At 63.5% G+C, this 26,926-nt stretch carries 28 protein-coding genes and 1 tRNA gene; 8 read left to right on the forward strand and 21 right to left on the reverse strand.

The features are described 5' to 3' along the window. Positions 1-209: 209 nt before the first annotated feature. A complete protein-coding gene (clpA, locus tag Q0D31_RS02120) occupies positions 210-2,630 on the reverse strand; it encodes an ATP-dependent Clp protease ATP-binding subunit ClpA (protein ID WP_291844086.1) in 2,421 nt (806 codons plus the stop codon). Between the two features lie 255 nt (positions 2,631-2,885). Then, on the reverse strand, positions 2,886-3,284 hold the full coding sequence (clpS, locus tag Q0D31_RS02125) for an ATP-dependent Clp protease adapter ClpS (protein WP_291844087.1): 399 nt from the start codon (positions 3,282-3,284) through the stop codon (positions 2,886-2,888). A 431-nt stretch (positions 3,285-3,715) separates the two neighbouring features. On the opposite strand from clpS, the gene Q0D31_RS02130 reads away from it, so the two are divergent. Next, positions 3,716-5,089 carry a pilus assembly protein gene (locus tag Q0D31_RS02130; RefSeq protein WP_291844088.1) on the forward strand — a complete coding sequence of 458 codons (1,374 nt, stop codon included), beginning with the start codon at positions 3,716-3,718 and terminating at the stop codon, positions 5,087-5,089. Between the two features lie 121 nt (positions 5,090-5,210). On the opposite strand, the gene Q0D31_RS02135 is transcribed toward Q0D31_RS02130, so the two are convergent. Beyond that, positions 5,211-5,549 (reverse strand): phasin family protein, encoded by a 339-nt coding sequence (locus Q0D31_RS02135; protein WP_291844089.1) that lies wholly within the window; start codon positions 5,547-5,549, stop codon positions 5,211-5,213. Positions 5,550-5,941: 392 nt separating this feature from the next. On the opposite strand from Q0D31_RS02135, the gene Q0D31_RS02140 reads away from it, so the two are divergent. After that, positions 5,942-7,759, forward strand: a complete 1,818-nt coding sequence (locus Q0D31_RS02140) for a serine hydrolase (protein WP_291844090.1) — start codon at positions 5,942-5,944, stop codon at positions 7,757-7,759. Between the two features lie 256 nt (positions 7,760-8,015). Here the strand turns inward: Q0D31_RS02140 and Q0D31_RS02145 are convergent, their stop codons facing one another. From Q0D31_RS02145 to Q0D31_RS02160, 4 genes are all read right to left on the reverse strand, one after another. Beyond that, positions 8,016-8,744 (reverse strand): DnaJ domain-containing protein, encoded by a 729-nt coding sequence (locus Q0D31_RS02145; protein ID WP_291844091.1) that lies wholly within the window; start codon positions 8,742-8,744, stop codon positions 8,016-8,018. Between the two features lie 67 nt (positions 8,745-8,811). After that, positions 8,812-9,567, reverse strand: coding sequence for a VWA domain-containing protein (locus Q0D31_RS02150; RefSeq protein ID WP_291844092.1), 756 nt, complete (start codon positions 9,565-9,567; stop codon positions 8,812-8,814). Between the two features lie 118 nt (positions 9,568-9,685). After that, positions 9,686-10,588 carry an alpha/beta fold hydrolase gene (locus Q0D31_RS02155; RefSeq protein ID WP_291844093.1) on the reverse strand — a complete coding sequence of 301 codons (903 nt, stop codon included), beginning with the start codon at positions 10,586-10,588 and terminating at the stop codon, positions 9,686-9,688. A 365-nt stretch (positions 10,589-10,953) separates the two neighbouring features. After that, complete coding sequence (locus Q0D31_RS02160) at positions 10,954-11,877, reverse strand: division plane positioning ATPase MipZ (protein ID WP_291844094.1); 924 nt, start codon at positions 11,875-11,877, stop codon at positions 10,954-10,956. Between the two features lie 305 nt (positions 11,878-12,182). Between Q0D31_RS02160 and panC the strand changes: the two genes are divergently transcribed. Continuing rightward, on the forward strand, positions 12,183-13,034 hold the full coding sequence (panC, locus tag Q0D31_RS02165) for a pantoate--beta-alanine ligase (RefSeq protein WP_291844095.1): 852 nt from the start codon (positions 12,183-12,185) through the stop codon (positions 13,032-13,034). Between the two features lie 25 nt (positions 13,035-13,059). Here the strand turns inward: panC and Q0D31_RS02170 are convergent, their stop codons facing one another. From Q0D31_RS02170 to mgtE, 8 genes are all read right to left on the reverse strand, one after another. Then, entirely contained in the window at positions 13,060-13,500 is a 441-nt protein-coding gene (locus Q0D31_RS02170) for a DUF1489 domain-containing protein (RefSeq protein ID WP_291844096.1), read from the reverse strand. A gap of 38 nt (positions 13,501-13,538) precedes the next feature. Then, complete coding sequence (locus Q0D31_RS02175; RefSeq protein WP_291844098.1) at positions 13,539-14,504, reverse strand: hypothetical protein; 966 nt, start codon at positions 14,502-14,504, stop codon at positions 13,539-13,541. Positions 14,505-14,673: 169 nt separating this feature from the next. Continuing rightward, the gene (locus tag Q0D31_RS02180) at positions 14,674-14,877 is read right to left on the reverse strand and encodes a hypothetical protein (RefSeq protein ID WP_156438594.1); all 204 of its coding nucleotides are present in this window, start codon (positions 14,875-14,877) and stop codon (positions 14,674-14,676) included. A 222-nt stretch (positions 14,878-15,099) separates the two neighbouring features. Further along, entirely contained in the window at positions 15,100-15,783 is a 684-nt protein-coding gene (locus tag Q0D31_RS02185) for a glutathione S-transferase family protein (RefSeq protein ID WP_291844099.1), read from the reverse strand. A gap of 83 nt (positions 15,784-15,866) precedes the next feature. Continuing rightward, the gene (locus Q0D31_RS02190; protein WP_291844101.1) at positions 15,867-16,667 is read right to left on the reverse strand and encodes a hypothetical protein; all 801 of its coding nucleotides are present in this window, start codon (positions 16,665-16,667) and stop codon (positions 15,867-15,869) included. A gap of 57 nt (positions 16,668-16,724) precedes the next feature. Beyond that, complete coding sequence (locus Q0D31_RS02195) at positions 16,725-17,543, reverse strand: aldo/keto reductase (protein ID WP_291844103.1); 819 nt, start codon at positions 17,541-17,543, stop codon at positions 16,725-16,727. Between the two features lie 54 nt (positions 17,544-17,597). Further along, positions 17,598-17,915: a helix-turn-helix domain-containing protein gene (locus Q0D31_RS02200; RefSeq protein WP_291846648.1), complete on the reverse strand. Its 318-nt coding sequence runs from the start codon at positions 17,913-17,915 to the stop codon at positions 17,598-17,600. A 70-nt stretch (positions 17,916-17,985) separates the two neighbouring features. Continuing rightward, complete coding sequence (gene mgtE / locus Q0D31_RS02205) at positions 17,986-19,422, reverse strand: magnesium transporter (RefSeq protein WP_291844105.1); 1,437 nt, start codon at positions 19,420-19,422, stop codon at positions 17,986-17,988. Between the two features lie 104 nt (positions 19,423-19,526). Between mgtE and Q0D31_RS02210 the strand changes: the two genes are divergently transcribed. Further along, positions 19,527-20,327 (forward strand): polysaccharide deacetylase family protein, encoded by an 801-nt coding sequence (locus tag Q0D31_RS02210; protein WP_291844107.1) that lies wholly within the window; start codon positions 19,527-19,529, stop codon positions 20,325-20,327. Positions 20,328-20,504: 177 nt separating this feature from the next. Next, on the forward strand, positions 20,505-21,629 hold the full coding sequence (locus Q0D31_RS02215) for a polysaccharide deacetylase family protein (protein WP_291844109.1): 1,125 nt from the start codon (positions 20,505-20,507) through the stop codon (positions 21,627-21,629). 18 nt (positions 21,630-21,647) lie between these two features. Here the strand turns inward: Q0D31_RS02215 and Q0D31_RS02220 are convergent, their stop codons facing one another. The 3 genes from Q0D31_RS02220 to Q0D31_RS02230 all read right to left on the reverse strand — a co-directional run bounded on the left by Q0D31_RS02220 (position 21,648) and on the right by Q0D31_RS02230 (position 23,597). Then, complete coding sequence (locus tag Q0D31_RS02220) at positions 21,648-22,022, reverse strand: hypothetical protein (RefSeq protein WP_291846650.1); 375 nt, start codon at positions 22,020-22,022, stop codon at positions 21,648-21,650. A 410-nt stretch (positions 22,023-22,432) separates the two neighbouring features. Continuing rightward, complete coding sequence (locus tag Q0D31_RS02225; protein WP_291844111.1) at positions 22,433-23,326, reverse strand: hypothetical protein; 894 nt, start codon at positions 23,324-23,326, stop codon at positions 22,433-22,435. Positions 23,327-23,450: 124 nt separating this feature from the next. Continuing rightward, a complete protein-coding gene (locus Q0D31_RS02230; protein ID WP_291844136.1) occupies positions 23,451-23,597 on the reverse strand; it encodes a hypothetical protein in 147 nt (48 codons plus the stop codon). 186 nt (positions 23,598-23,783) lie between these two features. Here Q0D31_RS02230 and Q0D31_RS02235 point away from each other — a divergent pair, with 186 nt between their 5' ends. Then, on the forward strand, positions 23,784-24,056 hold the full coding sequence (locus Q0D31_RS02235) for a hypothetical protein (protein ID WP_291844138.1): 273 nt from the start codon (positions 23,784-23,786) through the stop codon (positions 24,054-24,056). A 241-nt stretch (positions 24,057-24,297) separates the two neighbouring features. Here Q0D31_RS02235 and Q0D31_RS02240 read toward each other — a convergent pair. Together Q0D31_RS02240 and Q0D31_RS02245 are read right to left on the reverse strand one after the other, a co-directional pair. After that, positions 24,298-24,382: transfer RNA gene (locus Q0D31_RS02240), tRNA-Leu, on the reverse strand. Between the two features lie 98 nt (positions 24,383-24,480). Beyond that, the gene (locus Q0D31_RS02245; protein ID WP_291844140.1) at positions 24,481-24,723 is read right to left on the reverse strand and encodes a FliM/FliN family flagellar motor switch protein; all 243 of its coding nucleotides are present in this window, start codon (positions 24,721-24,723) and stop codon (positions 24,481-24,483) included. 62 nt (positions 24,724-24,785) lie between these two features. On the opposite strand from Q0D31_RS02245, the gene lipB reads away from it, so the two are divergent. Continuing rightward, complete coding sequence (gene lipB, locus Q0D31_RS02250; protein ID WP_291844142.1) at positions 24,786-25,511, forward strand: lipoyl(octanoyl) transferase LipB; 726 nt, start codon at positions 24,786-24,788, stop codon at positions 25,509-25,511. Positions 25,512-25,517: 6 nt separating this feature from the next. Here lipB and Q0D31_RS02255 read toward each other — a convergent pair whose 3' ends face one another. Continuing rightward, positions 25,518-26,411, reverse strand: a complete 894-nt coding sequence (locus Q0D31_RS02255) for a LysR family transcriptional regulator (protein WP_291844144.1) — start codon at positions 26,409-26,411, stop codon at positions 25,518-25,520. A gap of 93 nt (positions 26,412-26,504) precedes the next feature. Between Q0D31_RS02255 and Q0D31_RS02260 the strand changes: the two genes are divergently transcribed. Continuing rightward, complete coding sequence (locus Q0D31_RS02260) at positions 26,505-26,924, forward strand: tautomerase family protein (RefSeq protein WP_291844146.1); 420 nt, start codon at positions 26,505-26,507, stop codon at positions 26,922-26,924. Positions 26,925-26,926: the final 2 nt, after the last annotated feature.

Raw genomic sequence — 26,926 nt, forward strand, 5'->3', positions numbered from 1 at the left:
CCGGCTGCTGAGCCGGCCCAGATTGATTACAAACCCCTCGATTTTTGGCAGCAGCTAAAGTCGAGGGATTTTGATTCCGGTTTGTTCGCGATCTGAGTCTGTGACGTTCCGCGAATCTTGAGTGATTTCTAGGTTCGCCGAGGTTTGTCAGCAGTCTGGACCGGCTGCTGAGCCGGCCTTTTCTTTGCATCATCGATTGAACCCGTCTATCACACCTTCACCAGCGGTCCGCGCGAGGCCGGCCCCTTGGAGCCGCCGCCGTTGGAGCCGCCTGGCTTCGGCTTGCGCGGCGCCGGTCGCTTGCGTGCGCCGGGCAGCTTTTCCGGCTTCGGCGTCACCGGCCCCTGAACGAACTCGAAGCCGATCTTGTCCTTGCCCTCGGTACTCGCCTCGTCCTGGACCAGCACGACGCGGACATGGCCGCCGCCCTTGAGCTGACCGAACAGCAATTCATCAGCTAGCGGCTTCTTGATGTGTTCCTGGATCACGCGCGACATCGGACGGGCGCCCATCTGCTCGTCGTAACCGTGCTCGATCAGCCAGGCCTTGGCCGGTTCCGACAGTTCGATGGTGACGTCGCGGTCGGCGAGCTGCGCCTCGAGCTGCAGCACGAACTTCTCCACCACCATGCCGATGACCTCGGCATTGAGATGGGCGAACGAAACGATCGCATCCAGCCGGTTGCGGAATTCCGGCGCGAACTGCCGGTTGATCGCCTCGTGATCGTCGCCTTCGCGCTTGTTGCGCGTGAAGCCGAAGGCCTGGCGGGCAAGGTCGGCCGCCCCGGCATTCGTGGTCATGATCAGGATCACGTTGCGGAAGTTTACCTGCTTGCCGTTGTGGTCGGTGAGCCGGCCATGGTCCATGATCTGCAGCAGCACATTGTAGAGATCAGGATGCGCCTTTTCGATTTCGTCGAGCAGCACCACGCAATGCGGATGCTGGTCGACGCCGTCGGTCAGCAGGCCGCCCTGGTCGAAGCCGACATAGCCGGGAGGCGCGCCGATCAGGCGCGACACGGTGTGACGCTCCATGTATTCGGACATGTCGAACCGGATCAACTCGACACCCAGCGAAGCCGCGAGCTGCTTTGCCACTTCGGTCTTGCCGACGCCGGTCGGACCGGAGAACAGGTAGGAACCGATCGGCTTCTCCGGCTCGCGCAGCCCTGCCCGCGCCAGCTTGATCGACGCCGACAACGCCTCGATCGCCTTGTCCTGGCCGAACACCACGCGCTTGAGGGTCTGCTCGAGATGTTTGAGCACCTCGGCATCGTCCTTCGAGACGCTCTTGGGCGGAATCCGCGCCATGGTTGCGATCGTGGTCTCGATCTCCTTGATGCCGATGGTCTTCTTGCGCTTGTTCTCGGCTACCAGCATCTGCGCCGCGCCTGATTCGTCGATCACGTCGATCGCCTTGTCGGGCAGCTTGCGGTCGTGGATGTAGCGCGACGACAATTGCACCGCCGCCTCGATCGCCTCGTTGGTGTATTTCAGCCGATGGTAATCCTCGAAATAGGGCTTCAGCCCCTTCAGGATCGCGATTGCGTCTTCCACCGTCGGCTCGTTGACGTCGATTTTCTGGAACCGGCGCACCAGGGCGCGGTCCTTTTCGAAATGCTGGCGGTATTCCTTGTAGGTGGTCGAACCCATGCAGCGGATGGTGCCCGACGCCAGCGCCGGCTTGAGCAGGTTGGATGCATCCATCGCGCCACCCGAGGTGGCGCCGGCGCCGATCACGGTGTGAATCTCGTCGATGAACAGGATCGCGTTCGGATGCGCTTCCAGTTCCTTCAGCACCTGCTTCAGGCGCTCCTCGAAATCGCCACGATAGCGCGTGCCCGCGAGCAAGGTGCCCATGTCGAGCGAGAACACAGTGGCCGCGGCCAGCACTTCCGGCACTTCCGAATCGACGATTCGCTTGGCGAGCCCTTCGGCAATCGCGGTTTTGCCAACACCGGCCTCGCCGACGAACAGCGGGTTGTTCTTCTGGCGGCGGCACAACACCTGGATCGCACGGTTGATCTCGGCATTGCGCCCGATCACCGGGTCGATCTTGCCGTCACGCGCCTTCTTGTTGAGGTTGACGCAATAGGTATCGAGCGCCTCCCCTTTCTTCTTGGAGTCGTCGTTGCCCTTGGTTTCGGTTTCCTCGTCGACGCCGCGGACCGGCCGCGCTTCCGAGACTCCCGGCCGCTTGGCGATGCCATGGCTGATATAGTTGACCGCGTCGTAGCGCGTCATGTCCTGCTCCTGCAGGAAATAGGCGGCATGGCTCTCGCGCTCGGCGAAGATCGCAATCAGCACATTGGCGCCGGTCACTTCCTCGCGGCCCGAAGACTGGACGTGGATCACCGCGCGCTGGATCACGCGCTGGAAGCCCGCGGTCGGCTTGGCGTCGTCGCCGCCGTCGGTCACCAGGTTCTCGAACTCGGTCTCGAGATAGTTGACGAGGCTGGTGCGCAGCTTGTCGAGATCGACGCTGCAGGCCCGCATGACCGCCGCGGCATCCGAGTCATCGATCAGCGACAGCAGGAGGTGTTCGAGCGTCGCATATTGATGATGACGCTCGTTCGCGATCGCCAGCGCACGATGCAGGGATTGTTCAAGGCTTTGGGAAAAAGTTGGCATTCGCGTCCTCTATGGGCCCCGCTCATCATGATCGCCATTACCCGGTCAGGCAACAACAACCTTCGTCGTCCCCCGTCATATAGTTACGCTCGATCATGGCGAAAGCCCGGCTCCCGCATGCGTGATTTGCCCTGGATCGACACACGCTGCGACGGCCGAATATAGCCTGCCAACCATCGGAAAAACATCGTCCGGCATCCGGACGAAAAATCCGCGACCCGTTGCCGTATTAGCCGGGTCGCCGGTCATGCGCGGCTACTTCTTTTCCATGACGCATTGCAGGGGATGCTGGTGCTTGCGCGCGAAATCCATCACCTGCGTGACCTTGGTCTCGGCAATCTCATAGGTGAAAACGCCGCACTCGCCGATCCCGTGGTGGTGGACGTGAAGCATGATCTTGGTGGCTGCTTCCGCGTCCTTCTGAAAGAACTTCTCCAGCACGTGAACGACGAACTCCATCGGCGTGTAGTCGTCGTTCAAGATCAGCACGCGATACAGGTTCGGACGCTTGGCCTTCGGCTTGACCTTGGTAATGACCGACGTCGAAGTCCCGCCGGTTCCGGCGTTGCGGTTCCCGCCATTGCTCGTTCGGGGAGCAACCCGGGCTGACTTGGCCGACGCGGACGAGCAAGCTTTTAAAGTTAACTGCAACATGGCTCAGGCAATTCGCATTCCCAAGGGAAACAGGACAGAACACGCTGGCGGCGTTGGCGGCGAGCTTCGGAAAGCCGCCGCGAAGAGCCAGCCACGCGTTCCGGATCGTGGCTCCCGGTCCGACCCCTTGGCCGGATCGGAAGCTGGAATATGGGCCTGCCGCCGGACCGCCGCAAGCGCACAAAAGCTGCCCGGCGCGACCCGCGACCGGCCCGATTCCCGGCTCCAGCGCTCAGGACAAAGGTTAATCGTTTCTGATCGCTTTGACAAAGGAAGGGTGTTGGCCGTTCAGCGGCTGTTGAGGATAGCGGGCTTTGCGGAGCCTCGAATCGGCGATCCCGGGCTTTGACCCGTGTTTCGTGGAACAGATTTACCTGCTGTTTAGCCGCTTGGGCGGAAATGCCCGTAGAAATCACATAGCGGTGACAGCAATGCTCGTTAGGTCCATTTTCGGTTGCGTCCGCGCCGCCACAGGCCGGTTCGCCAGCGCCAAAGACGGCAATATCGCGGTCCTGTTCGCGATCGCAGCGGTGCCGGTGCTGAGTTTCGTCGGGGCGGCGATCGACTACACCCGCGCCAACAGCGCCCGCTCGTCGATGCAGGCAGCCCTCGATTCGACGGCGCTGATGCTGTCGAAGGACCTGAGCGACGGCACGATCACGACTTCGCAGATCACGCAGCGGGCCGAGGATTATTTCAGGGCTCTGTACACCAATACCGACGCCAAGTCGGTGGCGGTCAATGCGACCTACACGGCCGCGGCCGGCAACGGATCGACCATTCTGATCAACGGCTCCGGGCTGGTCAACACGGACTTCATGAAGATCGCCGGCTTCCCGAACCTGAACTTCAACGCCAGTTCCACCTCGGCCTGGGGCAACGTGCGCATGCGCGTGGCGATGGCGCTCGACGTCACGGGATCGATGGCGTCCGACGGCAAGATGCCGGCGATGCAGACCGCCGCCAAAAGCCTGATCGACCAGTTGAGCGCCATCGCCAAGAATCCCGGCGACATCTACATTTCGATCGTTCCGTTCGCCAAGGACGTCCACCTCGGTAGCTCCTACTACAACCAGACCTGGATCGACTGGAGCCGCTGGGAAAGTGCCAATCAGACCATGGGGACGTGCAGCACCCCCAGTTACACAACCAAGAATTCGTGCCTAACCGCCGGCAGGGTCTGGACGCACGACCGCAGCAGATGGACCGGCTGCGTCACCGACCGCGATCAGAATTTCGATACCATGAACACGACGCCGACCGCGGCGAACGCGCCGACCATGGTTGTCGCCGAGGAGTATGTTTCCGGTTCCGAGAGATACTGCAGGACGGGCAACGACCCCTATCTGCATCCGATCGTGCCGCTCAGCTACGACTGGGCTACGCTCAAGACCGCGATCAACAATCTGGCGCCCACCGGCATGACCAACCAGGGCATCGGTCTCGCCTGGGGCTGGCTGACGCTGGGCGCGGGCGCGCCGTTCAACGCGCCGGCCAAGGACGCCAACTACACCTACAAGGAAGCCATCATCCTGCTGTCGGACGGCCTGAACACGCAGAACCGCTTTAGCACCAACACGGCCCAGATCGACGCTCGCCAGAAGATGCTCTGCGACAACGCCAAGGCGGCCAACATCACGATCTATACCGTTCAGGTCAATACCGGCGGCGATCCGGAGTCAGCCGTGCTCAAGAACTGCGCCAGCGGCGTCGACAAGTTCTTTCACATCAAGTCCGCCAACCAGACCTTGTCGGTGTTCAATTCGATCGGCGCCTCGCTCGCCAAGCTGCGCGTCGTGAAATAAGCGGCCGCGGGCCTCCATTCAGAAAAAAGCCCGGCCAATCACGGCCGGGCTTTTGTTTTCGAGTTCATGGAGTTCTCGCCTCGGCGAGAAAATGGTTCCCGCCGAGGTCAAACCGTGTGGATCAGCGCGCCGCCGGCGTAAACTTCGCGATCAGGCCTTCGTAGGGCTTGTAGGCCTGCTTGGCGAGATCGGTGTAAAGGCCGGCGATCTTCTGGGCCTCCGCAACGAAGGTCTCGTAGGACGAGCGCGCGAATTCGGTCTGCGCTTCGATCACCTTGTCCGGCGACTTCACGCCGGAAATCTTTTCAACAAACGATTTGGTGTCTTCGAACGACTTCTTGGCGTAGTCGCCATAGGCGGTAGCGATCGCCTGGACGCCGCTCTGCATGCTGCTCGCCGAAGCGGCGATCGATTCGAGTTGGTCTTTTCCGAAATTCTGGATCTCTTCAACCTTGGCCATGATCGAGTCCTTTCCCAGACTGAATATGCAATTGCCGGGAGGTTCCGGCTCACTGGATCACTCATATGTGCATCGCACAATAATGTCAACAATTTTTGTGCATCGCACAATTACAGCCTTCTTGGCGGGCGAATCAACGGCTACCCGGCAACGGTTCATTAATGTTTTGGAAACCCGCTGCGCCTAACCTCATCAGGGGCTCCTTCGCGCCCCGGCACCTGGCTCGAAAGCTGCTTGTGAACAATAGCTTAGCTTCAACTGCGACTTGATCGACCGACCACGCCAGGTTCGGGGGCAGGATCGAAGCATAAGGCGGAACCGATCGGGGCTTATCGGGCACAATTTTGCCTCACGAGCCGGTGATCAAGATGCAAATTCGGACGGGGAAGTAGATGTTTCGTACAAACTTGGCTTCCTCGCGGGGGTTGCGACTTTGGGCGCTCGGGCTCGCTACCCTGACCACGGCGATCTTGATGAGCAGCGAGAGCGCCGAAGCCCGCCGCAGCAAGCATCGCCATAGCACCGCCCGCGAAAGCTACAGTCCGCAATTCTCTTCGATCATTGTCGACGCCAATTCCGGCGCGGTACTCGCCTCGAACAATCCCGACGCTATCCGGCGTCCGGCGTCGCTGACGAAGATCATGACGCTCTATTTGCTGTTCGAGCGCCTCGAAGCCGGCAAGATGAAGCTCGATACTGAAATGGAAGTGTCGGAACGCGCCGCCGAACAGGCTCCGACCCGGCTCGGCCTGCGGCCCGGCCAGACCATCAGGGTCGATGACGCCATCAAGGGCTTGGTGACACGCTCGGCCAACGACGCCTCCGTCGTGATCGCGGAGGCCATTGCCGGCGACGAAGCCGAGTTCGCCCGGCTGATGACGCGCAAGGCGCGCGCGCTCGGGATGACCAAGACCGTCTATCGCAACGCCTCCGGCCTGCCCAACGACGATCAATTGACCACGGCGCGCGATCAGGCGACGCTCGGCCGGGCGATCCAGGATCGTTTCCCGCGCTATTATCGCTACTTCTCCACCACCGCGTTCCATTTTCGCGGCCAGTCGATCCGAAGCCACAATCGCCTGATCGGCAAGGTCGAAGGCGTCGATGGCATCAAGACCGGCTACACCAGGGCGTCCGGCTTCAACCTCGTAAGCTCGATGCGCCGCGGCAACCGCCATATCGTGGGCGTCGTGCTCGGCGGCCGCAGCGCCGGTTCGCGTGACGCCGTCATGCGCAACCTGCTCGCCGAAAACCTCGACAAGGCGGCGACCAAACGCACCGTTGCCGCGATCGTTGAGCGCAGCCCCGCCGACGGCGTCAACGATGTGGCCGAAGCCGCCCACAGGCCAGTTGCAACGGTTCAGCTCAACGGCGCCATCGCAACCGACGAACCGACGCCTGCGGGCCAGCCCGCAACCCGCGCCATCGCGCCCAAACCGTCGCTCTTGGCGGCCGCCGCCGCAGCGCTACCGCCGTCGTCCGCCAAGCCTGAACCCGCGCCATTGACCAGCGGCGTGATTCAGACCCCGCCGATCGCCGCGATCCCAGGCTCTGCCGAACCGATGAAGCCGGTCAAGGTCAAGACGGTCCAGGTCAAGGCCGGACCGATCAGGTTGGCCTCGGCGGGTCCTGCCCAGCCGGGGGCTCCGGTCACCACCAACGCCATACCGCTGCGCGCTGACGTCGCCGAGACCTCGAGCGCGGTGGCGGCGAAGTTTGCGGAGATCAACCAGGCCGAGGCCCCCAGGGTAGCGATGCCGCCGCAACCGGCCAATCACGGCACCGGGAACGGCATACTCGGCGTGTTACCCGCCTCGAGCCTGACGGCCGCACGCGCGCAAACCGCCGCACCGCGAGCCACGACGTCGCAGGCCATGGCCTATGCCGATCCGGCTTTACGATCGCCACCTCAGACGGTGCAGCAGAACGCCGCCAGCAAGCCTGCGGTCCCGGTCGTGGCCCGCACCGGGTGGATCATTCAGGTGGGCGCGCTGGAAAGTGAAAACGAAGCCAGGCAACGCATCGATCTCGCCCGCACCAAGGCCAGCAGCCTGCTCAGCAAGGCCGATCCGTTCACCGAGCCGGTGGTCGCCAAGGACAACCGCACCCTGTTCCGAGCCCGTTTTGCCGGTCTCGAACGCGATCAGGCCGAAGCGGTCTGCCGTACGCTCAAGCGCGCCGAAATGTCCTGCATCACCGTTCGCAATTGAACGAACCCGTTTGGAAACGCAACGCCGGCACCGCAAGCGCCGGCGTTGTGATTTTGAAGACACAGTCTCTTGAAGACACAGTCCTGGGCGACGGTGAACAATCGACCGGGCAAAAACTTCTCGTCAAGCATTTGCGGTTAGGTTTTTGGAGAACGGAGATCGACCACGCCGGCTAACGGCGGGCGACATGGGGCCTCGGTCAGAGAACGACACGGAAGCAGTTCTGGGTTTGTAGCGTCGGTAGCGTGAGCCGGAGTCAACTGAGATGCGCGCGAAGCAGAGTATCCTTGGCCTCGTTTACTCGGGCGGCGAGGTACGTCGATCCCCCCTGGTCGGGATGCAGTTTCTTCATCAGCGCGCGGTGCGCCCGGCTGATGTCGTCGCGCCCCGCTCCCGGCTGCAGGCCAAGGATCTGATAAGCTTCCTCTTCCGTCATTTTTCCGGTCGCCGTCGCGCGGCGCTGCCCCGCTGCCGCATCACCTTGCGCGTCCTGACGCCAGGCGGGAAACCGGCGGTCCAGATAGCTCTCAAGTAGCGCGACGCTCTCGGCGTCAAAGCCCGCCATCATTGCCACCAATTGCGGCAGATCAAACTCCGCGAGCGAACGCCCGGCATTCGGCCCAACCACGATCCGGCCCGACAGCTCACCGCTGTCGTGATCAAGGCTCATGTCGAGAAACGGCGAGCGGACGCGCGAGGCCTGTCCCGAGGAGCGTTCCGCACCACGACCAAAGATTCCGCCGATACTGCTGAAGCCTGACGATCCGAACGGCGACCATCCGAGCAGGCCGGCGCCGAAAAGGCCGAGCGGAATCGCCACCGCCAGTTCGCCCCGCAGGCCGGTGAAGGCCGCGACCGCAAGCGCGACCACGCCACCTGCGATCTTGATCCCGCGCGCGAGCAAGACCGGGTTGGCTGCACGAAACATCTGCAGCAGCAGATAGAGCAGGACAATGGCGACGACGCCGGCAATCAGGGTTGGCATGACTGCAATATAGTCACATCGGCGCCGAAAAGCACCGCAGGCCGCCTGTCCGAGGCCAGTCCCGTCGTCACTTCATCTGGCCAATCAGCCTGGCGGCGCCGCCCGCGGTTTTCGAGAGCGCCAGCAGCGCCTTTCGCCCGCCGGCGGCATAGGCTGCGGCGGCGCGCAGCAGTTCGCGCAACTGCGCCGCCGCACCGGGATCGAACCTGCACCACGCGCCGCCGGTAAGCCGCGCGATCTCGCGAAACGCCTGTTCGGCCGCGATGTCGTGGCCTTCCTGAAACATGAACACCGGCACCTTGAGCAGCCCGAGTTCGCCCGCCTTGGCGCAGAGGTCGTCGACCGGCTCTTCGATGGCGTCGCCGACGAACACCACGGCGCGCACGCCTGACGCGACCGCCTCGCGGCGCACCTCCGACAGCGCCTTGCCGATCTGGGTATTGCCACCCTGGCAGTCGATCTTGCCCATCAGCCTGGCCAGCTCAGCGGAATCGGAAATCCAGCGCGTGGCCCGGCATTCGTTCAAACCGCGGTAATAGACCAGTCGGATATCGAGACTGCCCAGCGAAGCCGCCTCGCGGAACATATCAGCCTGCAACGCGCAGGCCATGTCCCAGGTCGGCTGCCGACTCATGGTGGCGTCGAGCGCAAACACCAACCTTCCCCTTGCTCCCGCCTGGTGCGGCGACATCGCCCGCGCCCTGGCCACAAAGGCCGCGATTTCTTCGGCCGCGGAAGGCCTCGCTCCCGGCAAGGGCGTTTCGGTACCATGCGCCGAGGCGAGGTCACCTGTCGATTTCGGTTTGCTGGGTTGGCCGGCCATAAGCATTTGCAATCTGCTATGCGCTGTATGTGGGACGACGAGCCAGGCAGGTCAATGCGCTTGGCGGGCGAACCAAGGATCCGCACCGGCGATCCCCGGGCTGCGCTACGACAAACCGTCAGTTAGTAACCGGTCGGTTCTTCGACGCCGGGCTGCTCGCCAGTGGGGCCGGCCCCGGCAGCGGCACGGGCCCCGGACTGGTGGTGAGGATGTCCGGCACTTTCGTCGGGACGGGCTTCAACGCGCTCCTGTCGGCTTCGGCAAGGAACTTGTCGAGCATGCCCTGGATCGACGCCTTGGCTTCGTCGGGCCCGGTGTCGCGCATGTCGTTATGCCGGAAGCCGGTGTTCACCACCGTAATGCCGGCCTGTTCGCACTGCTCGTCGTCGGGCACGACGCCAGGGTCGGGCTTGAACTGCGTGTCCTTGGATCGGAACGACAGGATCTTGAACTTGCCGTCGGTCAGGAACGGTACGCGCAGATTGTCCAGCGTCACAACCTTCTTGACCTCGTCGGGATAGGTCCTGGCGAAATACATCGAGATGTCGCCGCCCATGGAGTGGCCGACCATCGTTACCTTCTCGTAGTCGGCATTGGGCTGGATCTTCTTCATTTCCCCAATGGCGAAATGAATGTTGGCGACGCCGCGCTGGATCTGCGGCAGACGGCCGACATAGAGTTCGCCCACCTTGGTCACCATCGGCGGATCGGTCGGCAGGTCATGCTGCGGGCTGATCGCCAGATAACCGCGTGCGGCAAAGGCGTTTGCGAGAAACGAATACTCGGTGTGCTTGACCGTATTGCCGTGATTGAGAACCGCGACCGGCAACTTGATCAGGCCGGCGTCGGCCTGCATCGCCTTGTCGCGGCGAACGGCGATGTTGACCGCCACCAGGCGATTGTCGCGCGAGGCATCATGGAAGGCGATGGTTTCATGACGGATCGCCCACTTGCTCGCGGTGAAATACCCGACAGCAACCAGCACGGAAAGCGAAAGCAGAACGATAATTCCACGTTTCATGTTCTTCCCAGCGCCCCCTTTCAGGGCCATCGACTTCGGAGATTCCTCCGTCTCCGTTGAATGATATATGTCACGGTATAGTGACATAAAGACCAAAAGCTGTGAATTCGCCGCCCGATTATTGTGCGATGCACATATCGAAGGCGCAGACGCCAACAAACCTGAATCTAGCCTGCTTCATCCTACGACGCCTCCCCTCGCGGATCGGTTCGATCATTGCATAAGAATCGAATGAAAACGGGAGAATCGAATGAAAACGGGGTTCCAGCTCAGCCTGGCCCGGGGCATCCCGATCGCCCGTCGGTAATCTCGTAATGCCCGGAACCAGCAAGGGCTTTCGCTTACCGGGCGGAGAAAAGCCTCTCCTAAGCGCTGATGATGTCGTGGATTTCGAGCGGCTGGTCGACCTGGGTGAACCATTCGGCGCGATTGGCCGCCCGGCGGCGGCCACGCTCGTCGAGCGGCAATTTGAGCTGGCGCAACAGGCTCGTGACTTCCTCACGGGCGGTCACATGACCCATGCTCGGCCGCGTTCCCAGCGTCGCTTCGTCGATGTCGTCGAGCGCCGTCAACCCGCGCGGGAAGAACTCCCGGTAAACCACCCGCTCTCCGAACCCGTCGATCGCACGGAAACCGAGCCGCAGCGATAGCTCCCTGAGCCCGTCAGCGACGAGCTGCTTGTTGCGCGAGCCGATCATCGACAGGCGGTTGCGCACCACGATCCAGTCGGTGGTGGAACCATCGATCTGACGGCGCTTGCGTCTGAACTCGCGCACCATCTCCGCGTAATGGCTCTCGCCGGTCACCGAATAGGTGGCGGGATCGACGGTGCCGAGCACGTCGAAGTCAAGGAAGCTGTCATTGATCGGCGTCACCAGCGTATCGGCCATCGAATGCGCCAGCCGCATCAGGTAGGAGTCCGAACCGGGCGTATCGATGACGATGAAGTCGTAGGCACGCTCGACCGTGCTTACCGCTTCCATGAATTGCTGGAACTCGGCGTTCTCATTGTCGGCGATCTGCATGGTCTCGCCGAGCCTGATGCAGCAATGCACGGGCATTTCGAGATTGAGCCCGGTGCGACGCGCCCAGGCGCTGCGGTTGGCGAGGTAGCGGGTAAAGCTTTGCTGGCGGCAGTCGAGGTCGATAGTGGCGACGCGCTGTCCGGCTTTCATCAGGGCGACCGCGATATGCAGTGCCGTGGTGGACTTCCCCGACCCACCCTTTTCGTTGCCCAGCACGACCACATGTGCCGAGCCCGATTGCCCCTGACTAGTCTGAACCAGCATGACTCGACCCCTGTTCGATATCTTCAAATCGCGCGCGGCTGCGGTCAAGCGAAATGCGCGACGACGCTTTCGAATCGCGCTGCGACTGCCTTTATGATGAATCAACTGGAGGCGCGGCGGCTATTTCAACGTCGGCGACCGACACCGGCTGGTGCGATACGTCCGGGAGCGCTTGCGCGCAGCTGCCGCGACTGGCCTTCACGGGCTGCCTTGGCGCTCATGTTTCGTCCTTGTAAGGTCGCGGTGTCCACCGATCGCCAACAAGGCTCTTCCCCACCCCGCACACTGCAACAGATCGAGTCCCGATGTCGCGAAATCCCATGGTCGTCCGTACCGTTCCCGCCCTGCGCCGCGCCCTCGATGGTCTGCGAACGCGCAGAGCCACCATCGCGCTGGTGCCAACCATGGGAGCACTTCACGACGGACATGTGTCGCTGGTGCGGCAGGCCCGGCGCCGGGCGCAAAAAATCATCGTTTCGATCTTCGTCAATCCCGCGCAGTTCGCGCCCACCGAGGATTTCGGTTCCTATCCGCGAACCTGGAACGCCGACGTCGCCAAACTCGCCGCTGAAAAGGTCGACCTGATCTGGAATCCGGACGTCAAGGCAATGTACCCGGATGGCTTCGCCACCCGGATCGTGCCCGAAGGCCCCGCCGCCGCCGGTCTCGAGGACCGGTTCCGGCCGCATTTCTTCGGCGGCGTCGCCACCGTGGTGGGCAAGCTGTTTACGCAGTGCCGTCCGGATGTTGCGGTCTTCGGCGAAAAGGATTTCCAGCAATTGCGGGTGGTGACGCAAATGGCGCGGGACCTCGACCTCGGCGTCCGCGTGATCGGTTCGCGCACCGTGCGCGAGCGCGACGGGCTCGCGATGTCCTCGCGCAACGTTTACCTCTCGGCCGAACAACGACTGACGGCGCCGACGCTGTACCGCGTCATGAAGGAAAGCGCCAAACAGCTCAAGGCCGGCGACGACTTTGCAAACGTGATGGCCGCCGGCCGCGAGCTGATCGCCCGCGCCGGCTTCGTTCCCGATTATTTCGAGGCCCGCCACGCCGAAACGCTGGCGCCGGTTGCTTCGATGCGGGAGGGGCCGGTGCGGATTCTGGTCGCCGCCAAACTCGGCGAGACCCGCCTGATCGACAATATCGCGGTCTAGCTCAGAGCGGTCCGCCCTGCCCGCGTCACAGCAATCCGAGATCGCGCAGTTCCCGGCGCATCGGCTCCGGCATCGCCGCCACGCTGGCGGCCGAGGACCGCGTGAGGTCGGGGGGTGCTGAGTCTTCGCTGAGATAGCGCCAGCCCTGGAACGGGCGCATCGGCCGCGGCGCGACCGCAAAGACCTTGGGCTGCATCACCAGGCGACAGCGGCCGATCCCGTCCTTGTCGCGGAACGGCTCGATCGCGATGATCTTTTCGCGCGCGGCGATTTCCCCCTTGATCACCCAATAGAGCGAGCCGCCGGCCAGGATTTCGCCGTCGCGCTTCGGGGTCATCCGCGTGACATGGACATGACGAAGCGGCAGGCCCTTTTTCCGGGCAGTCGCCATCCGCTCGGCAACCCAGGACTTGAGTTCCTTGACCGACTCGCAGCCGACGGCAAGCTTGATGAGATGAAGCGGCATGCTGGGCGATTTAGCCGCCTGCGCGCGCTTTGGAAAGGTCACTCATTGCTGGTGGCGGCAGTGGCCGCGCCGGCGGGCGCTGACGGCGTGAGTTGGACCGGCGCCGCAGCGGGCGGCCGCTTCGGTGGCGGCGGCTGTTTCTTGGCGGCGGTCTGCGCGGGCGACGTCGTGGCCGCGGCCGGACGTGGCGCTGATGGCGGCGCCGCCCCCGGCTTCGGCGCGACCGCGCCCGTCGCCGGCTCTGGCGTCATGATGCTGACCGGCGGGGTGGAGGCCGAGGACGGAAATTCGGCGTTGGTCGGCTTGCCGGTGGGCGCAGACGGCGGAAGCGCCGCGACCGCGCCCGAAGCGGCCTGGGCCGGCGCGTTCCAGGACGGTGCGTAGCGCGAGATCAGGCCTTCATAGACGCGTTCGTTCATGTTGATCGCGATCTGTTGATTGTCGGTCAGCGAACGGAACACGGGGCATGCCGAGGGTGTGCAACGGTCGCGCACCGCCAGCACATAGGCCATCAGTCCATAGCGGTCGCGTTCGACTGCACGTCGAAGCGCGTGCAGGTCGGTCCCCGCGCCCTTGTTGGCGGTGGCGACATCGCCGAGCGCGGTCAGCATCGTGATCTGGGAGGCTGCGTAGGCGACCGCAGCCGCCGCCGATTCGGCGGAACCGAACAGCGCCTTTTCACAAGCATTGAGAACCGCGTCGCCGGCGAGGTCGTCGATGCAGGAAAGCTGCGGCAATGCCGCGCTGGTCGAATGAACCGGGCGCGATTCCGTGGGCGCTGCCGTTTCCCGCGGGCCAAAGCCGTGAACGGTGGCAGCGCCGGCGGCCCCGATAGAAAGCAACGCGATAACCGCCAGGGCGGCGTTGGCCACCGACCTGTCTGCGCGCAACAGCGTGGTCAGAACGACGAGCGCGAAGAAACCCGACACGGCAAGGGTCAGCCACATCGGAAAACTCGGCGAACGCCAGATATGGTCCAGCGAAGAAGCCCAAGCCCAGTTCATGCGTCGTGCCCCTCAACGCCGCCGCAAACGATGGGCGAGAGCGATTGCATTTTCAAGGTGGTTGCGCCTCCGCAGAATGATCCTGCGAACGGGGCCTTTTGACGGCCCTGCCAACGTAACCGCGTCGGCCGCTTGGCTTGCGCAAGCCTGTTTCAGGAACCCGCCTGTTTCAGGAAACCGCGAGCTGGCTTTCCTTGGCGACCCGTTCGAAGGCTTCAGTTGAACTCTTGATACGATACTGGCAATCGTCACCATCGGTCGGCAGCAGGCGGATAACCTCGTAGGTGCCGCTGGCGGCCGGACGCGCCACATTGCTTGCAGTAAAATAGACAGTCTCTCCAACAGAGTACTTATGCTTCAACGCCCTCTCCATCACGCCAGGAACGTCGGCCGCGCTCACGATCCCCGCTAGCTTTCGACCGACTTGAGAACCCTGTGACAAGCTAGCACACCCGAGACGCCAAAAGCCAGCGACATCACGGCATGGAAAACATGCGAATTCTGCATATTATTCAAAGCGATAATTCGCGGCATCGGGGTTGTTTCCGGCGCGATTGCATTGGTGCTGGACCGGCCCGCGCAAGCCCGCCCGGCGTCACACTGTCTCGAACCGTTCGATCACCAGCGTTTCGGCAAGACCCGCGCGGGTCCATTCCTGGAACGCTGGCAGCGACCCCATCGCGTCGAAATAATGCCGTGCGTCGCCGCTGACCTCGATCGCATAGGTGCGAAAGCGATGCACGACGGGTGCGAACATCGCGTCGGCGCCGCTGAACCTGCCGAACAGGAACGGCCCCTCTTTTCGGTAACGCCGGCTGCAATCGGCCCAGATGTGCTGAATCCGCGCCACATTGGCGCGGGCATCGTCCGACATCGGAATGGCGCCGACCGGGCGGCGCAGATTCATGCCGCATTCATTGCGCAATGGCAGGAATCCAGAGTGCATCTCGGCGGAAACCGAGCGCGCATGCGCGCGGGCGGCGCGGTCTTCGGGCCACAGCCCGGCTTGCGGGAATTTCTCGGCCAGATATTCGATGATCGAAAGCGAATCCCACACCGTGATCTCGCCATCGATCAACGCCGGCACCTTGCCGGATTGCGAGAAGCTCAGAAGCCGGTCCTTGTCGGCCTTGTTATCGGTGTAGAGCGGAATGAATACTTCGTCGAAAGCGATGTCGTTGGCGCGCAGCGCCAGCCACGGCCGCATCGACCATGACGAATAGTTCTTGTTGCCGATCACCAGCTTCAGCACTTGCGGGAAATCCTGTTGTTGGGGCATGACCTTGCCACGGTGCGCCACCGCCGTTCAACCCCTCCTGTTTGCGGTCGGGCGATCAGGGGACGGAGCGCAGCAATCACGAATCAGGACGCGCCAAAATCCCGCGGCGTGAAGCTGAGATCGAGCACCCTCCATTCGCCGTAGCGGTCGACTGGCAGCATCGCATAAGGCTGGCACGCCTGTAGCGCGCTGATCGCGCCCTGCATCAGCAATGGTCCTTTCATTGAAGCGCTGGCCTCGATCAGGATCGGCTCGGCGGCGAGCCTGCCCTGCGGGGTCATCAGCACGCGCAACTTGACCCTGACGTCGTCGGAGCGTGCCAGCGAGGCTGGCAGTTTCGCGCAGGCCTTGAGGTGCCGTCGGAACTCCGCGATCACATTGTTGGCGATGTCGGCCGCCTCGGTTGCCGGTGCGTCGAAGTTGTCGCTGGCCTGCGCCGGGGCCGGCGGCGGAATGGGCGCAATATCAGGCGGCAAACCCAGGATGACCTGATACTTGATCGACAGGTCGGGCTCGGGCTGCTTGTAGGCCGGCGCCGCCGGTGGAGCCGGTTGCGGTGGCGTGAGGGCCGCCTGGCGTTGCGGTGGCGCGGCGGCCGGCGCCGCCGATGGCACAGGCGTCGCAGCAGCGGGTTTGTCGAGCAGGGAGAAATCCGGCGGCGTTGGCGCTGGTACCGGATCGGGCGCTTTCTCGGCAACAGCCGGATCTGCAGGCTCCTGCTTTTCGGCAATCTCCTGCGGAGTCACGATTTCGACCGGGATCTGCTCGGCGGTGACGGCGCTGAACGGACGGACGTCCGAAAACAGCAGCAGCAGCGTCAGCAGCGACAAATGCGCGATCGCCGATGCCGTGATATCGGTGGGTATGATCCGTCGCAGGTCCATCGTGCGATTTTGGCTGTTTCACGTGCGACCGATCATAGCGCCCGGCGCGGCGACGCCTCAATCCCATTTCGGCGCAAAGCCGGACTCGGTGAGCCGGCCGCCGCTGCTTCCCATGTTCGAGATATCGCGCATCTCGTCTGGCGACAGATCGAAGTCGAAGATTTCGATATTCTCCGAAAGCCGCTCCAGTTTGGAGGTGCGCGGGATCGCCGCCACATTCTGCTGCACCAGCCAGCGCAGGCAGACTTGCGCCGCGGTCTTGCGGTGGCGCTCGCCGATCCGCTGTAACGCGGGGTCGTTCTTGATCCGCCCCCTGGCGACCGGACTATAGGCCACCATCGCCAGGCCATGCTGCGCGCAGGCTTGCCTGACCTTGGCCTGGTCGAGATAGGGGTGGAACTCGACCTGGTTGCATACCAGCGGCGCCGGGCACGCCGCTACCGCTTCCTCGATCAGGGCCACGGTGAAGTTGGACACGCCGATATGGCGGGCGAGCCCTTGCTGCCTGACCCGCGCCAGCGCGCCGAGCGTTTCCGCCAGCGGCACCTGCGAATTCGGCCAGTGCAACAGCAACAGATCAATCTCGCTCAGCCGCAACCGCACCAGGCTTTCCTTGGCGGAGCGTTCGAGGTCGTAGGGCTTGAAATGGCTGGTCCAAACCTTGGTGGTGACGAACACTTCGTCACGCCTGACGCCGGAGCCGCGCAAGCCCTCGCCCACTTCGCGCTCGTTGTCGTAGATCTGCGCGGTGTCGATGTGGCGGTAGCCGAGCCGCAACGCCTGCTCGACGATGCGCGCGCAGGCGCGGTCCTGCAATTCCCAGGTGCCCAGCCCAATCGCCGGGATTCGCGCGCCATTGGCCTCGACAAAGTTCATAACTGGGTCCGGACAGCCGGCCCCATTATGGGCCAACCCGGCGATGGTGCCAACTCAGGCCGGAGCAGGTTCCGTCGCGAGCGCCGCGAACACCGTTTCGGGCGAATGCGCGATCACCGCCAGCAGCGCCCGCGCCGGCCCGCGCGGGGCGCGCTTGCCCTGCTCCCAGTTCCGGATGGTCTCGACAGGCACGCCAAGCCGGCTGGCGAATTCGGTCTGGGTCAGCCGGGCGCGGCGGCGCAGGTCGCGCACGGCGGGCAGCGCGGCTTCAATGGTCGTTACGTCAGGCGTCCGGTCAGGCGCCAGCGGAAATTCCTGCCCGTCCCGCAGTTCGACAATCCGTCCGTCCGCCTTCAGCCGCAATCGCCGCATGTCCAGCCCCCGACAGGCGGCCATGATCGGCGATGCGCGTTAACGGGCGATTAACGATCCCCAGGCTCCGCTATTTCAGCCCGAACCACAGCGTGGCGATGCCGAGAAACGAGAAGAAGCCGACCACGTCGGTGATGGTCGTGACGAAAGTCCCCGACGCCACCGCCGGATCGGCGCGCAAGCGGTCCAGCACCATCGGGATCAAGATGCCGCCGAGCGCCCCCGCGATCAGGTTGCACATGATCGCGAGCCCGATCACGACGCCGAGGCCCGGTATCTTGAACCACGCCACCGCGGCGACACCCGTGATGACGGCAAAGGCGAGGCCGTTGACCAGGCCAACCATGGCCTCGCGCATCACCACCCGGAACGCGTTGTGGGAACCGAGCTCGCGGGTCGCCAGCGCCCGTACCGCCACCGTCATGGTCTGGGTCGCAGCGTTGCCGCCCTGGCTCGCCACGATCGGCGCCAGCACGGCGAGCGCCACCATCTTTTCGAGCTGGCCCTCGAACAGGCCGAGCACGGACGACGCCAGAAACGCCGTCGCCAGATTGACCAGCAGCCAGTTGAAGCGGGCGCGCGCAATGGTCCAGACATTGTCGGACAGCTCTTCGTCGCTGGTGACGCCGCCGAGCGCCTTCAGATCCTCCTCGGCTTCTTCCTCGATGACATCGACGACGTCGTCGATCGTGATGACGCCGACCAGACGGTTGTCGGTATCGACGACCGGCGAGGCGACCAGGTTGTACTTGCCGAACATCCGCGCGACCTCTTCCAGGTCGTCGGTGACCGAGACCCGGCGGCGGTCTTCGTCGATCAGATCGGCGAGCGGCACCGGCCGGCGCGACCGCAGCAGCGTGTCGAGCGAGACCGCGCCCTGCCAGCGCTGATCGGCATCGACCGCGTAGATCTCGTAGAAACGGTCGGGCAGGTCGGGAGTGTCGCGCATGTAGTCGATCGCCTGGCCGACGGTCCAGTCCGGCGGCACCGCGATGAACTCCGACTGCATTCGCCGTCCGGCGGAATTTTCGGGATAAAGCAGACTGCGCTCCAGCGCGTCGCGCTCGGAGGGCGGCAGCTTTTCGAGAATCTCCTCCTTGTCCTCGGCATCGAGGCCTTCCAGCAGTTCGACCGCATCGTCGGACTCCAGTTCGCGCACGCCGTCCGCGACCGTCTCCGGCTCGAGTTCCTCGAGGATTTCCTCGCGTACCGCGTCGTCGACCTCGTTGAGCGCCGAGAAATCGAAATCGGTGCCGGTCAACTCGACCAGGTTGACGCGGTCGTCGGGCTGCAGCGCCGCGATCAGGTCGCCGAGATCGGCCTCGTGCAGCTCCGCCACCACCTCGCGCAACAGCGGCCGGTCGGCGGCATGGATGGCGTGGGCGACCGCTTCCACAAACTCGTGGCGGAGCTGTCCCTCTTCGTCGCGCATCTGCAGATGGTCGAGCGCCGCGCGCTGGAGCAGCAGCGCTTCGCTGGCCTGGGCAACGTCGATATCCTCGGCCATGCCGCCCCTCGCCGGTTTGACAGAAAGAGAGAACTCGTCTGAGCTATCGCACGCATTACCCAATCGGCAACGCCCAGCGCAATGCCAAATATGACCGACCGCCGATGGCCTCCAACTTCACCAGCGCGCCGTGTCTGGCCGCGATTACCGCGATCACGCTGGCGGTATCGGCGCCGGCGCCGGCCGGCGAATGCAGCCGCAAGGATGCGCTCGGCACCTCGCGCATTCTCACGGTCGACGCCTCCAGCTCCCCGCGCGTGGGCTTGAAGAGCTTTCCGCAGACGCTGCCGCTTGAGGATCGCGAGGTGGTGCTGACCTTCGACGACGGGCCGTGGCCGGGCACGACGCCCAAGGTGCTGGCGGCGCTCGCGCATGAATGCGTGCGCGCGACGTTCTTTCTGATCGGCAGGCTGGCCTCCGAGCGCCCCGACATGGTGCGCGCCATCGCCGCCCGGGGCCACACCGTGGCGCATCACACCTGGGCTCATCCCAATCTGAAATATCTCAAGCCGGAGGCGGCCATCGGCGAGATCGACCGGGGCATCGCCGCGGTCGAGACCGCGCTTCGCGGCGCCGCCAGCACGACCCCGAGCACGCCGTTCTTCCGCTTTCCCTATTTCGAGATGACGCCGGCAGCGCTGGATAACCTGCAAAGACGCGGCATCGTCGTGTTCGGTGCCGATCTCTGGGCCGGCGACTGGAACCCGATGACGCCGGCCCAGCAGCTCAATCTGCTCACTGAACGACTCCAGATTTCCCGCAAGGGCATCATCCTGCTGCACGATCCCAAGGCGCAAACGGCGGCCATGCTGCCGGCCTTCCTGCGCTATCTCCGCGACAACCGCTATCGCGTGGTGCATGTGGTTTGGTCGGGCGGCAGAACCGTGCCTGACAAGGCACATTAAGGCCGGAATCGGGGTGGTATTCTGTCGATCGGGTCGTCATCCACGGACGCGCCGTGTATGGATTCGCGCTCACTTTTGCCATGAAACCGGGGTTGCATGATCGCTTGCATATTTGGGGGGCTTTGGGCGCGACCGTGGGCCGCCCTGCGCGCCGCCGCCCTGGGTGGCGTCGCCGCCTTGGCTGGCGCCGCTGCGCCCACCGCCGCCTCGGCCGCCGGTTGCCCCGGCCATCCCAACGCGATCGGCACGTCACGCACCATCGCGGTCGATCCGCGCCAGCATCCCAAGATCGGCACCATGCATTACCGCGCGACGCTGCCGCTGCAGGACCGCGAGGTCGTGCTGACCTTCGACGACGGCCCGCTGCCGAAATACAGCGACCAGATTCTGGACATTCTCGCCGCCCACTGCGCGAAGGCGACTTTTTTCCTGGTCGGAAGCCAGGCCACCGCCAACCCCGAAGGCGTGCGCAAGGTGCGCGATGCCGGACACACAATCGCCACCCACACCCAGAACCATCCGCCCGGCATGGATCGCCTGCCGCTCGATCGCGCCAGCCTGGAGATCGACGAAGGCATCGCGTCGGTGACCGCGGCGTTGGCCGACGGCACCCTGCCCGCACCGTTTTTCCGCTCACCCGGCCTGCGTCGGAACGATGGAATCGAGGAATTTGCCGCTGCCAGAGGGCTTCAAATGTGGAGCGCCGATTTTCTCGCCGACGACTGGCGCGATGTTTCCGCCTTGCGCGTCTACGAGCTGGCTATCCGGCGGATCGAGGCAAAGGGAAAGGGCATCCTGCTGCTCCACGACATTCAGCCGCGTACGGTCGCGGCGCTGCCTGGCATCCTGCGCGAGCTGAAAACGCGCGGCTTTCGCATTGTGCACGTGGTTCCAGCCAGCGCTGCGAGAACGGCGGCGACCGAGCCGAAGCAAGGGCCGTTGCGCCCGGCCGAGGAGACGATGGCGGAGCCGCGTTGGCCAAAAGTGCCCGCTTTCAATGTTACCAGTGCCGCCGTGCTCCCCGCTCCGGCCACGTCCCACTTCGACTGGCGCGGCACCGAATCGGGTTCGCTCGCACCGCGGCGCCCGCGGGGCGCGGCTCTGTCGCGGACAAAGCCGTGGCCGCGGCAAGTGGTGCTGTCGGCGCAGCGCGCGCTTCCAGCCCTGCCGACTCCAGCCGAGAGTATTTTCTCGATCCCGCAACCTTCCGCACGGTTCGCGCCGCGACCAACGGAGGCTTCGGCGGCCATAGCCAAGATCAAGATGCGGTCGGTTCGAGTTACCGGATCGAAGAATCCCTGATCCGTTCCGCCGCTCGGCTCAGTCGGTCACGATCTTGGTGATGCAGAGCAGGATGACGAGCGCGAGGAACAGGATGTCGATATAGGACTTCATCTCGCCGGCATGGCGGAGCACGCTGACGTCGCCGACGATCTGCTTGCGGGCGGAGGCCGAACTCGGTCCATCACCGGCGGCCGCGGCCAGACGCCGGGCTTCGAGTTCCAGCCGTTCGATGCGCTGAAAGAAGTTAAACGAGCGCAGGGCCGACACCGCGTGCATGCCGGCATACACCAGCACAAGAACCGCGATGATCACGCGGTGCTGGTACTTTTCCGCGTAATTGAGCGCGAAATAGACCAGCGACAGGAACACGAAATTGGAGGTGAAGCGATAGGCGTAGCCCAGAATCTGCATGCACATGCCCCGGATGGTCTCGGAAGCGCCGATCTGCGGCCGGCGGACCGGAATCAGCCGCCGGCAGATTTTGCGCATTCTACGCCAGGGAATTCACCGCCGGGCAGTAACCGCCGCCCCGTCCCCAGGGAATTGAGGCAAATTCCCCTGATGCGGCGCATTTCTCGCCGCCAGATTGCAATTCCAAGCCGTGCGTCGCCCGGAATTGCCGGCACTTTCAGTTTAGCATCCACCGCTTCTTCGCACGAACAACGCGCCCGCTACTCCGGGCGCGTTGTGGTCGCGGGCACGTTGATGGTGTGTAGCCTCTATCCGATCACCGTAGCAGCATGACGAGCAGGATCAGCGGCAGCGGGATTCCAATCAACCATAGCAAAATAGGCATTCTTCACTCCTCTACCTGTGCAGGGTTACCAAAACCGATGCCCCGCGAAATTGGGAATCCGGTTTTCATCGCGATGACGTCCACCCAGCGAGGCGGCGCCGGCCGCAACCACCAGACTGATCAGCAAGGACGCGGCTGCGATGAACGCGGTGACGATTGCAGCCTTGCGCGCCTTGTCGGCCGCCTGACGTGCCTTCAGTTCCATGTCGCGAGCCTCGACGACCGCCGCATCCACACGCCTTTGTGCCTCGGCTTCCGGCAACCCTGTGCGGGCGCCGACCATTTGAACGAGATAGGTGCGGTCCCTTTCTGTCAAAGCCTGGTTCTTGATGGCCGCGAGGAATATGCGGCCAGCTTCGGCACGCAATGCCCCGTCATTGTCCGTTGACGCCCGCTCCACCATGCCCGGCTGCTGCGCTTGCGGCCGGAACAGCAAATCCACCGCGTAGTCGCTCGGCCCCGCTACAACGCCCGGCTTGCCTGCACCAGACAGCGTTCCAGCGGCAACTGTCGATGCCGACTCGCTCGCAGTCCTCGCGGTGCTAAGGCCGACAAACGCCAACGCCATCGCGCCCATCAGAACGCCGACAGCCCAGACCATGAAACCATGCGTACTGTCCCGAAACTCGCCTTCGGCAGATCGGGTATCGCCCCACCTGGAGCGCATCCGCCCGGCCAGATAGCCGCCGGCAGCAAAGCTCGCGATCTGGACCAGCACCATCCACCACGCGACGGCCAGGGCTACCACCCACAATCGCGCGCCGGCGTTAGGCCAAGGGGAGGTCATCGAAAGTCCGACCGCTCCGCCAAAGGTGAGCAGTAGAAAAGAGAGAGACGCCGCGGCGACCGCGCCTGCGAAGATCGGCCCCCATTCCAGGTAGGCGGTTCGTGTGGTGGGGAGTGTGTCAGTCATTGCCATCGGCTTTGCTCCTTGGGGCACTTATCGCAGACCGATAAGGGAAAGTACGGCCATGACCACGACCACGAGACCAACCAGGTAAATTACACCATTCATCTCAGTTCTCCTTTTTAAGGGGGGTAAGTTATTTCGCGCCGGGTACGCTGATCGTGAAGCTTGGACCGCTATTTTTCTGGGTCGCCATCAACACGGCCGCACCGATGAAGACGACCAGGACCGCCCCCACCACAACTCCCAGAATTCCTCCCGCAGCACCGCCACCGTCAGCCATCTCGCTCTCCTCTTTGTGATCAGGTCCGCTCGTAACGCCGCCGATTTGCCAAAGTTCCGAAATTCTGAACCCAAAAAACGAGGTTCTGAAACCGCGGAGCTTCAGGTGCGGCGTACATCAGCGCGCATGGAACCAGCACCCTGTTGGCGTGTTGCCGGACCGGTCGTGCAAGGCAGCAGGTTTGAGATGTACTATCCGTGGCCGGGTCATCATCGTGAAGGCGTGATGTTCGAGGCGCTCGACATCGCGATGAACTACCTCCGCCGGACCGGATATTCCGAGCCCCACATCGAGGAGTTGGCCGCCAACATTATTTGGGAGGCTTACCGCAACGGTGTTCGCCACAGGATCGCGTTGGCCAATCGCGCGATAGTGGCGATCGAACGGTCCTCGGCCGAAAAATTCTCGGCATCGACGTCGATGACCCGGCAAGTATCGTTCTACCCGCAACTCACCTAGCGCATGATCCGGAAAAGTGTGCAGCGGTTTTCCGAAAAGATCATGCTCAAACAAAGAGCAAAGCGCGATGAGGTTCATCCCGATCTCATCGCGCTTTCGCGCAGCGGCCTATCGCATTGCGGTTGATCGGCAGTGGGTTGGTTGGCTGGACGCGGACCGGTCTGATTCGACAGTTTTCGCCGGCTTGAAGCGGAATGCGTGCGGTTTTTCGCTAGGAAGCGTTCCGTCTCCAACTTCTCATTGGTGCGCTCGGAGGGACTCGAACCCCCACGATTTTACTCACTGCCACCTCAAGGCAGCGCGTCTACCAATTCCGCCACGAGCGCTTGGGATCCCGGCTGGAGGCACCAAGGCCTGCCGGATCAACGGCGCCGATGTAACAAATCGGGGATGGAGGGACAAGGCGGTTTTGCGCGGGTATCAGCTACCTGACATCGGGCGCTTTCGGCAGCATTTGCTTGACTTCGACGGCGATCCGGTTGCGATCCACCAGCACCACGCCGGAGGCCACCGGCAGGTTGTTGGCGTGGATCTTGACCTCGTCCGCCTCGGTGGCGTCCAGTTCGATGATGGCGCCGCGGGAAAGCCGCATCACCTGGTGGATGGGCATGGACGTGGTGCCGAGCACCACCATGAGATCGACGCTTACTTTATCGAGGGTCGTCACTTCTGTACCGCCAGGGCGAGACCAAATTGTCTGGTTTCACCTGACCACGTTATGGTTAGCCAATGGTTAATGACCGCCAAAGCCTTGTTTCGACGGCCTTCCCGACCCCTGCCGGCGGCGGCGTCGAATGGCGGATTGCGGCGAAAGCGGTGCCCTATCCCGAGGCCGTCGCCGCCATGGAGGCCCGCGCGGCCGATATCGCCGACCGAAAGGCGCCCGAACTGGTCTGGCTGCTGGAGCACCCGCCGCTCTACACGTCAGGCACCAGCGGCAGGCCGGACGATCTCCTCGATCCCCGCTTTCCCATGTTCACCACCGGCCGCGGCGGCCAGCTCACCTATCACGGGCCCGGCCAGCGGGTGGCCTATGTGATGCTCGACCTGAAGCGGCGGCGCCCCGACGTCCGCGCCTATGTCGCCAACCTCGAGCAATGGATCATCCGCAGCCTCGACGCCTTCAATGTCCGCGGCGAGCGCCGCGAGGACCGCGTCGGCGTCTGGGTCAGGCGCCCGGACAAGGGCATCGGCCATGAAGACAAGATCGCGGCCATCGGCGTCCGGCTGCGGCGCTGGGTCTCGTTCCACGGCATCGCCGTCAATGTCGAGCCGGAGCTCGCGCATTTCTCCGCCATCGTCCCCTGCGGCGTCGCCGATCCCCGCTACGGCGTCACCTCGCTGGTCGATCTCGGCCTGCCAGTGACGATGGAGGATTTCGACGTCGCGCTGCGAGCGGCCTTCGTCGAAGTGTTCGGCAGCACGGGGCAGCGCCTGCCAGAAGGCACTTTCTGACGTCCTTCAGCAACCTGCCTTGAGAAAATCAATGAAAGCGCGAACCCGCGGAATGGTCTGTCGGCTCGGCAGGATCAACGCCGTGATCGGTTGCGGGTCGGGATCGTGGCAATGCGACAGCACGGGCACGAGCTTGCCGTCTTTCACGGCGCCTTCGCCCAGAAAATCGCCGAAGCGAACGAGGCCGGCGCCGGCCAATGCGAGGTCGAGAAGGACATCGGCGCTGTCCGAGCGGATCGATCCGTTTACGGGCACCATGATCCGCTTGCCTTGCTCGACCAACGGCCATTGCGCGAGACGCGAGAAGCCGCTGAGCTGCAGGCAGTTGTGTCGCATCAGATCGGCGGCCTGTTCGGGAACGCCGTAGCGCGCCAGGTATTGCGGGCTGCCGGCAATGATGCGGCTGACTTCACCGAGGCGGACCGCAATCAAATCGCTATCGGCGAGCGGACCAACGCGGATGGTGACGTCGATCTGATCGGTGATCGGATCAATGCGATGGTCGCTGACCGAAAGGTCAACCGTGATCTCCGGATACCGATCCATGAATTGCGGCAGCAGCCGCGCGAGCCGGTGTCGGGCGAAGGCTGTGCCGCTGTTGACTCGAATAGGCCCGCGCGGACGTCCGTGGATGGAGGTTATTTCGGCCTCGGCGGCCTCGATCGAGGCCAGGATGCTTCTTGCGTGAGCGATGAAGGTTTCTCCCTCCTGCGTCAGCACCAGCCGCCTCGTGGTCCGATGCAGGAGCTTTGCTCCAAGTCGGCGCTCCAGCCGCGTGACGATGCGGGATACGCCGGAGGCAGTGAGTTCGAGTTCGGAGCCGACCGCCGCAAAGCTCCCCAGATCAACCGTTCGAACAAAGACCGCGAGGTCAGGCAACGGATGCACAACTTTATTCATGACACATGGGCATGAGTGATGATCAAAACACGAGTTTATCTCCACTTATGGCACGAATAAACTGGCAATAGTCAGAAACCGGAGCCGCCAGCCATGCCCCTCGCCCGCCTTTCCGTCCCTTCTCACCTTGCCGCGGATAAAATTCAGGCGCTTGCCGATGCCGCTCACGGGGGCCTCGTTGAGACCTGCGGCGTCTCGCCCAACGACCGGTTTCAGCTGGTGTCGACCTATGCGCCGGGAATGATGCTGATCGATCCCACCTTCCCGAATGTTGTCCGGACACCGGAAGCATCGATCATCGAGATTCTGTTTCTTGAAGGCCGCACAGCCGACCAGAAGAGGCGCTTGTTTCGCTGGATCAGCGATTGCGCCGTCCGCGCCGGGTTTTCCGCCGACGACATCATGATCGCGCTCACCGAAAACGCCCCGATCGACTGGTCGCTGGGGCGCGGCCTTGCGTTCGGTGATCAGCATCGACCGATGGAAGGCGCTACTCCGGCACCCGGTAAGTGACG

The organism is Bradyrhizobium sp., assembly GCF_022844465.1.
Lineage (GTDB): Bacteria > Pseudomonadota > Alphaproteobacteria > Rhizobiales > Xanthobacteraceae > Bradyrhizobium.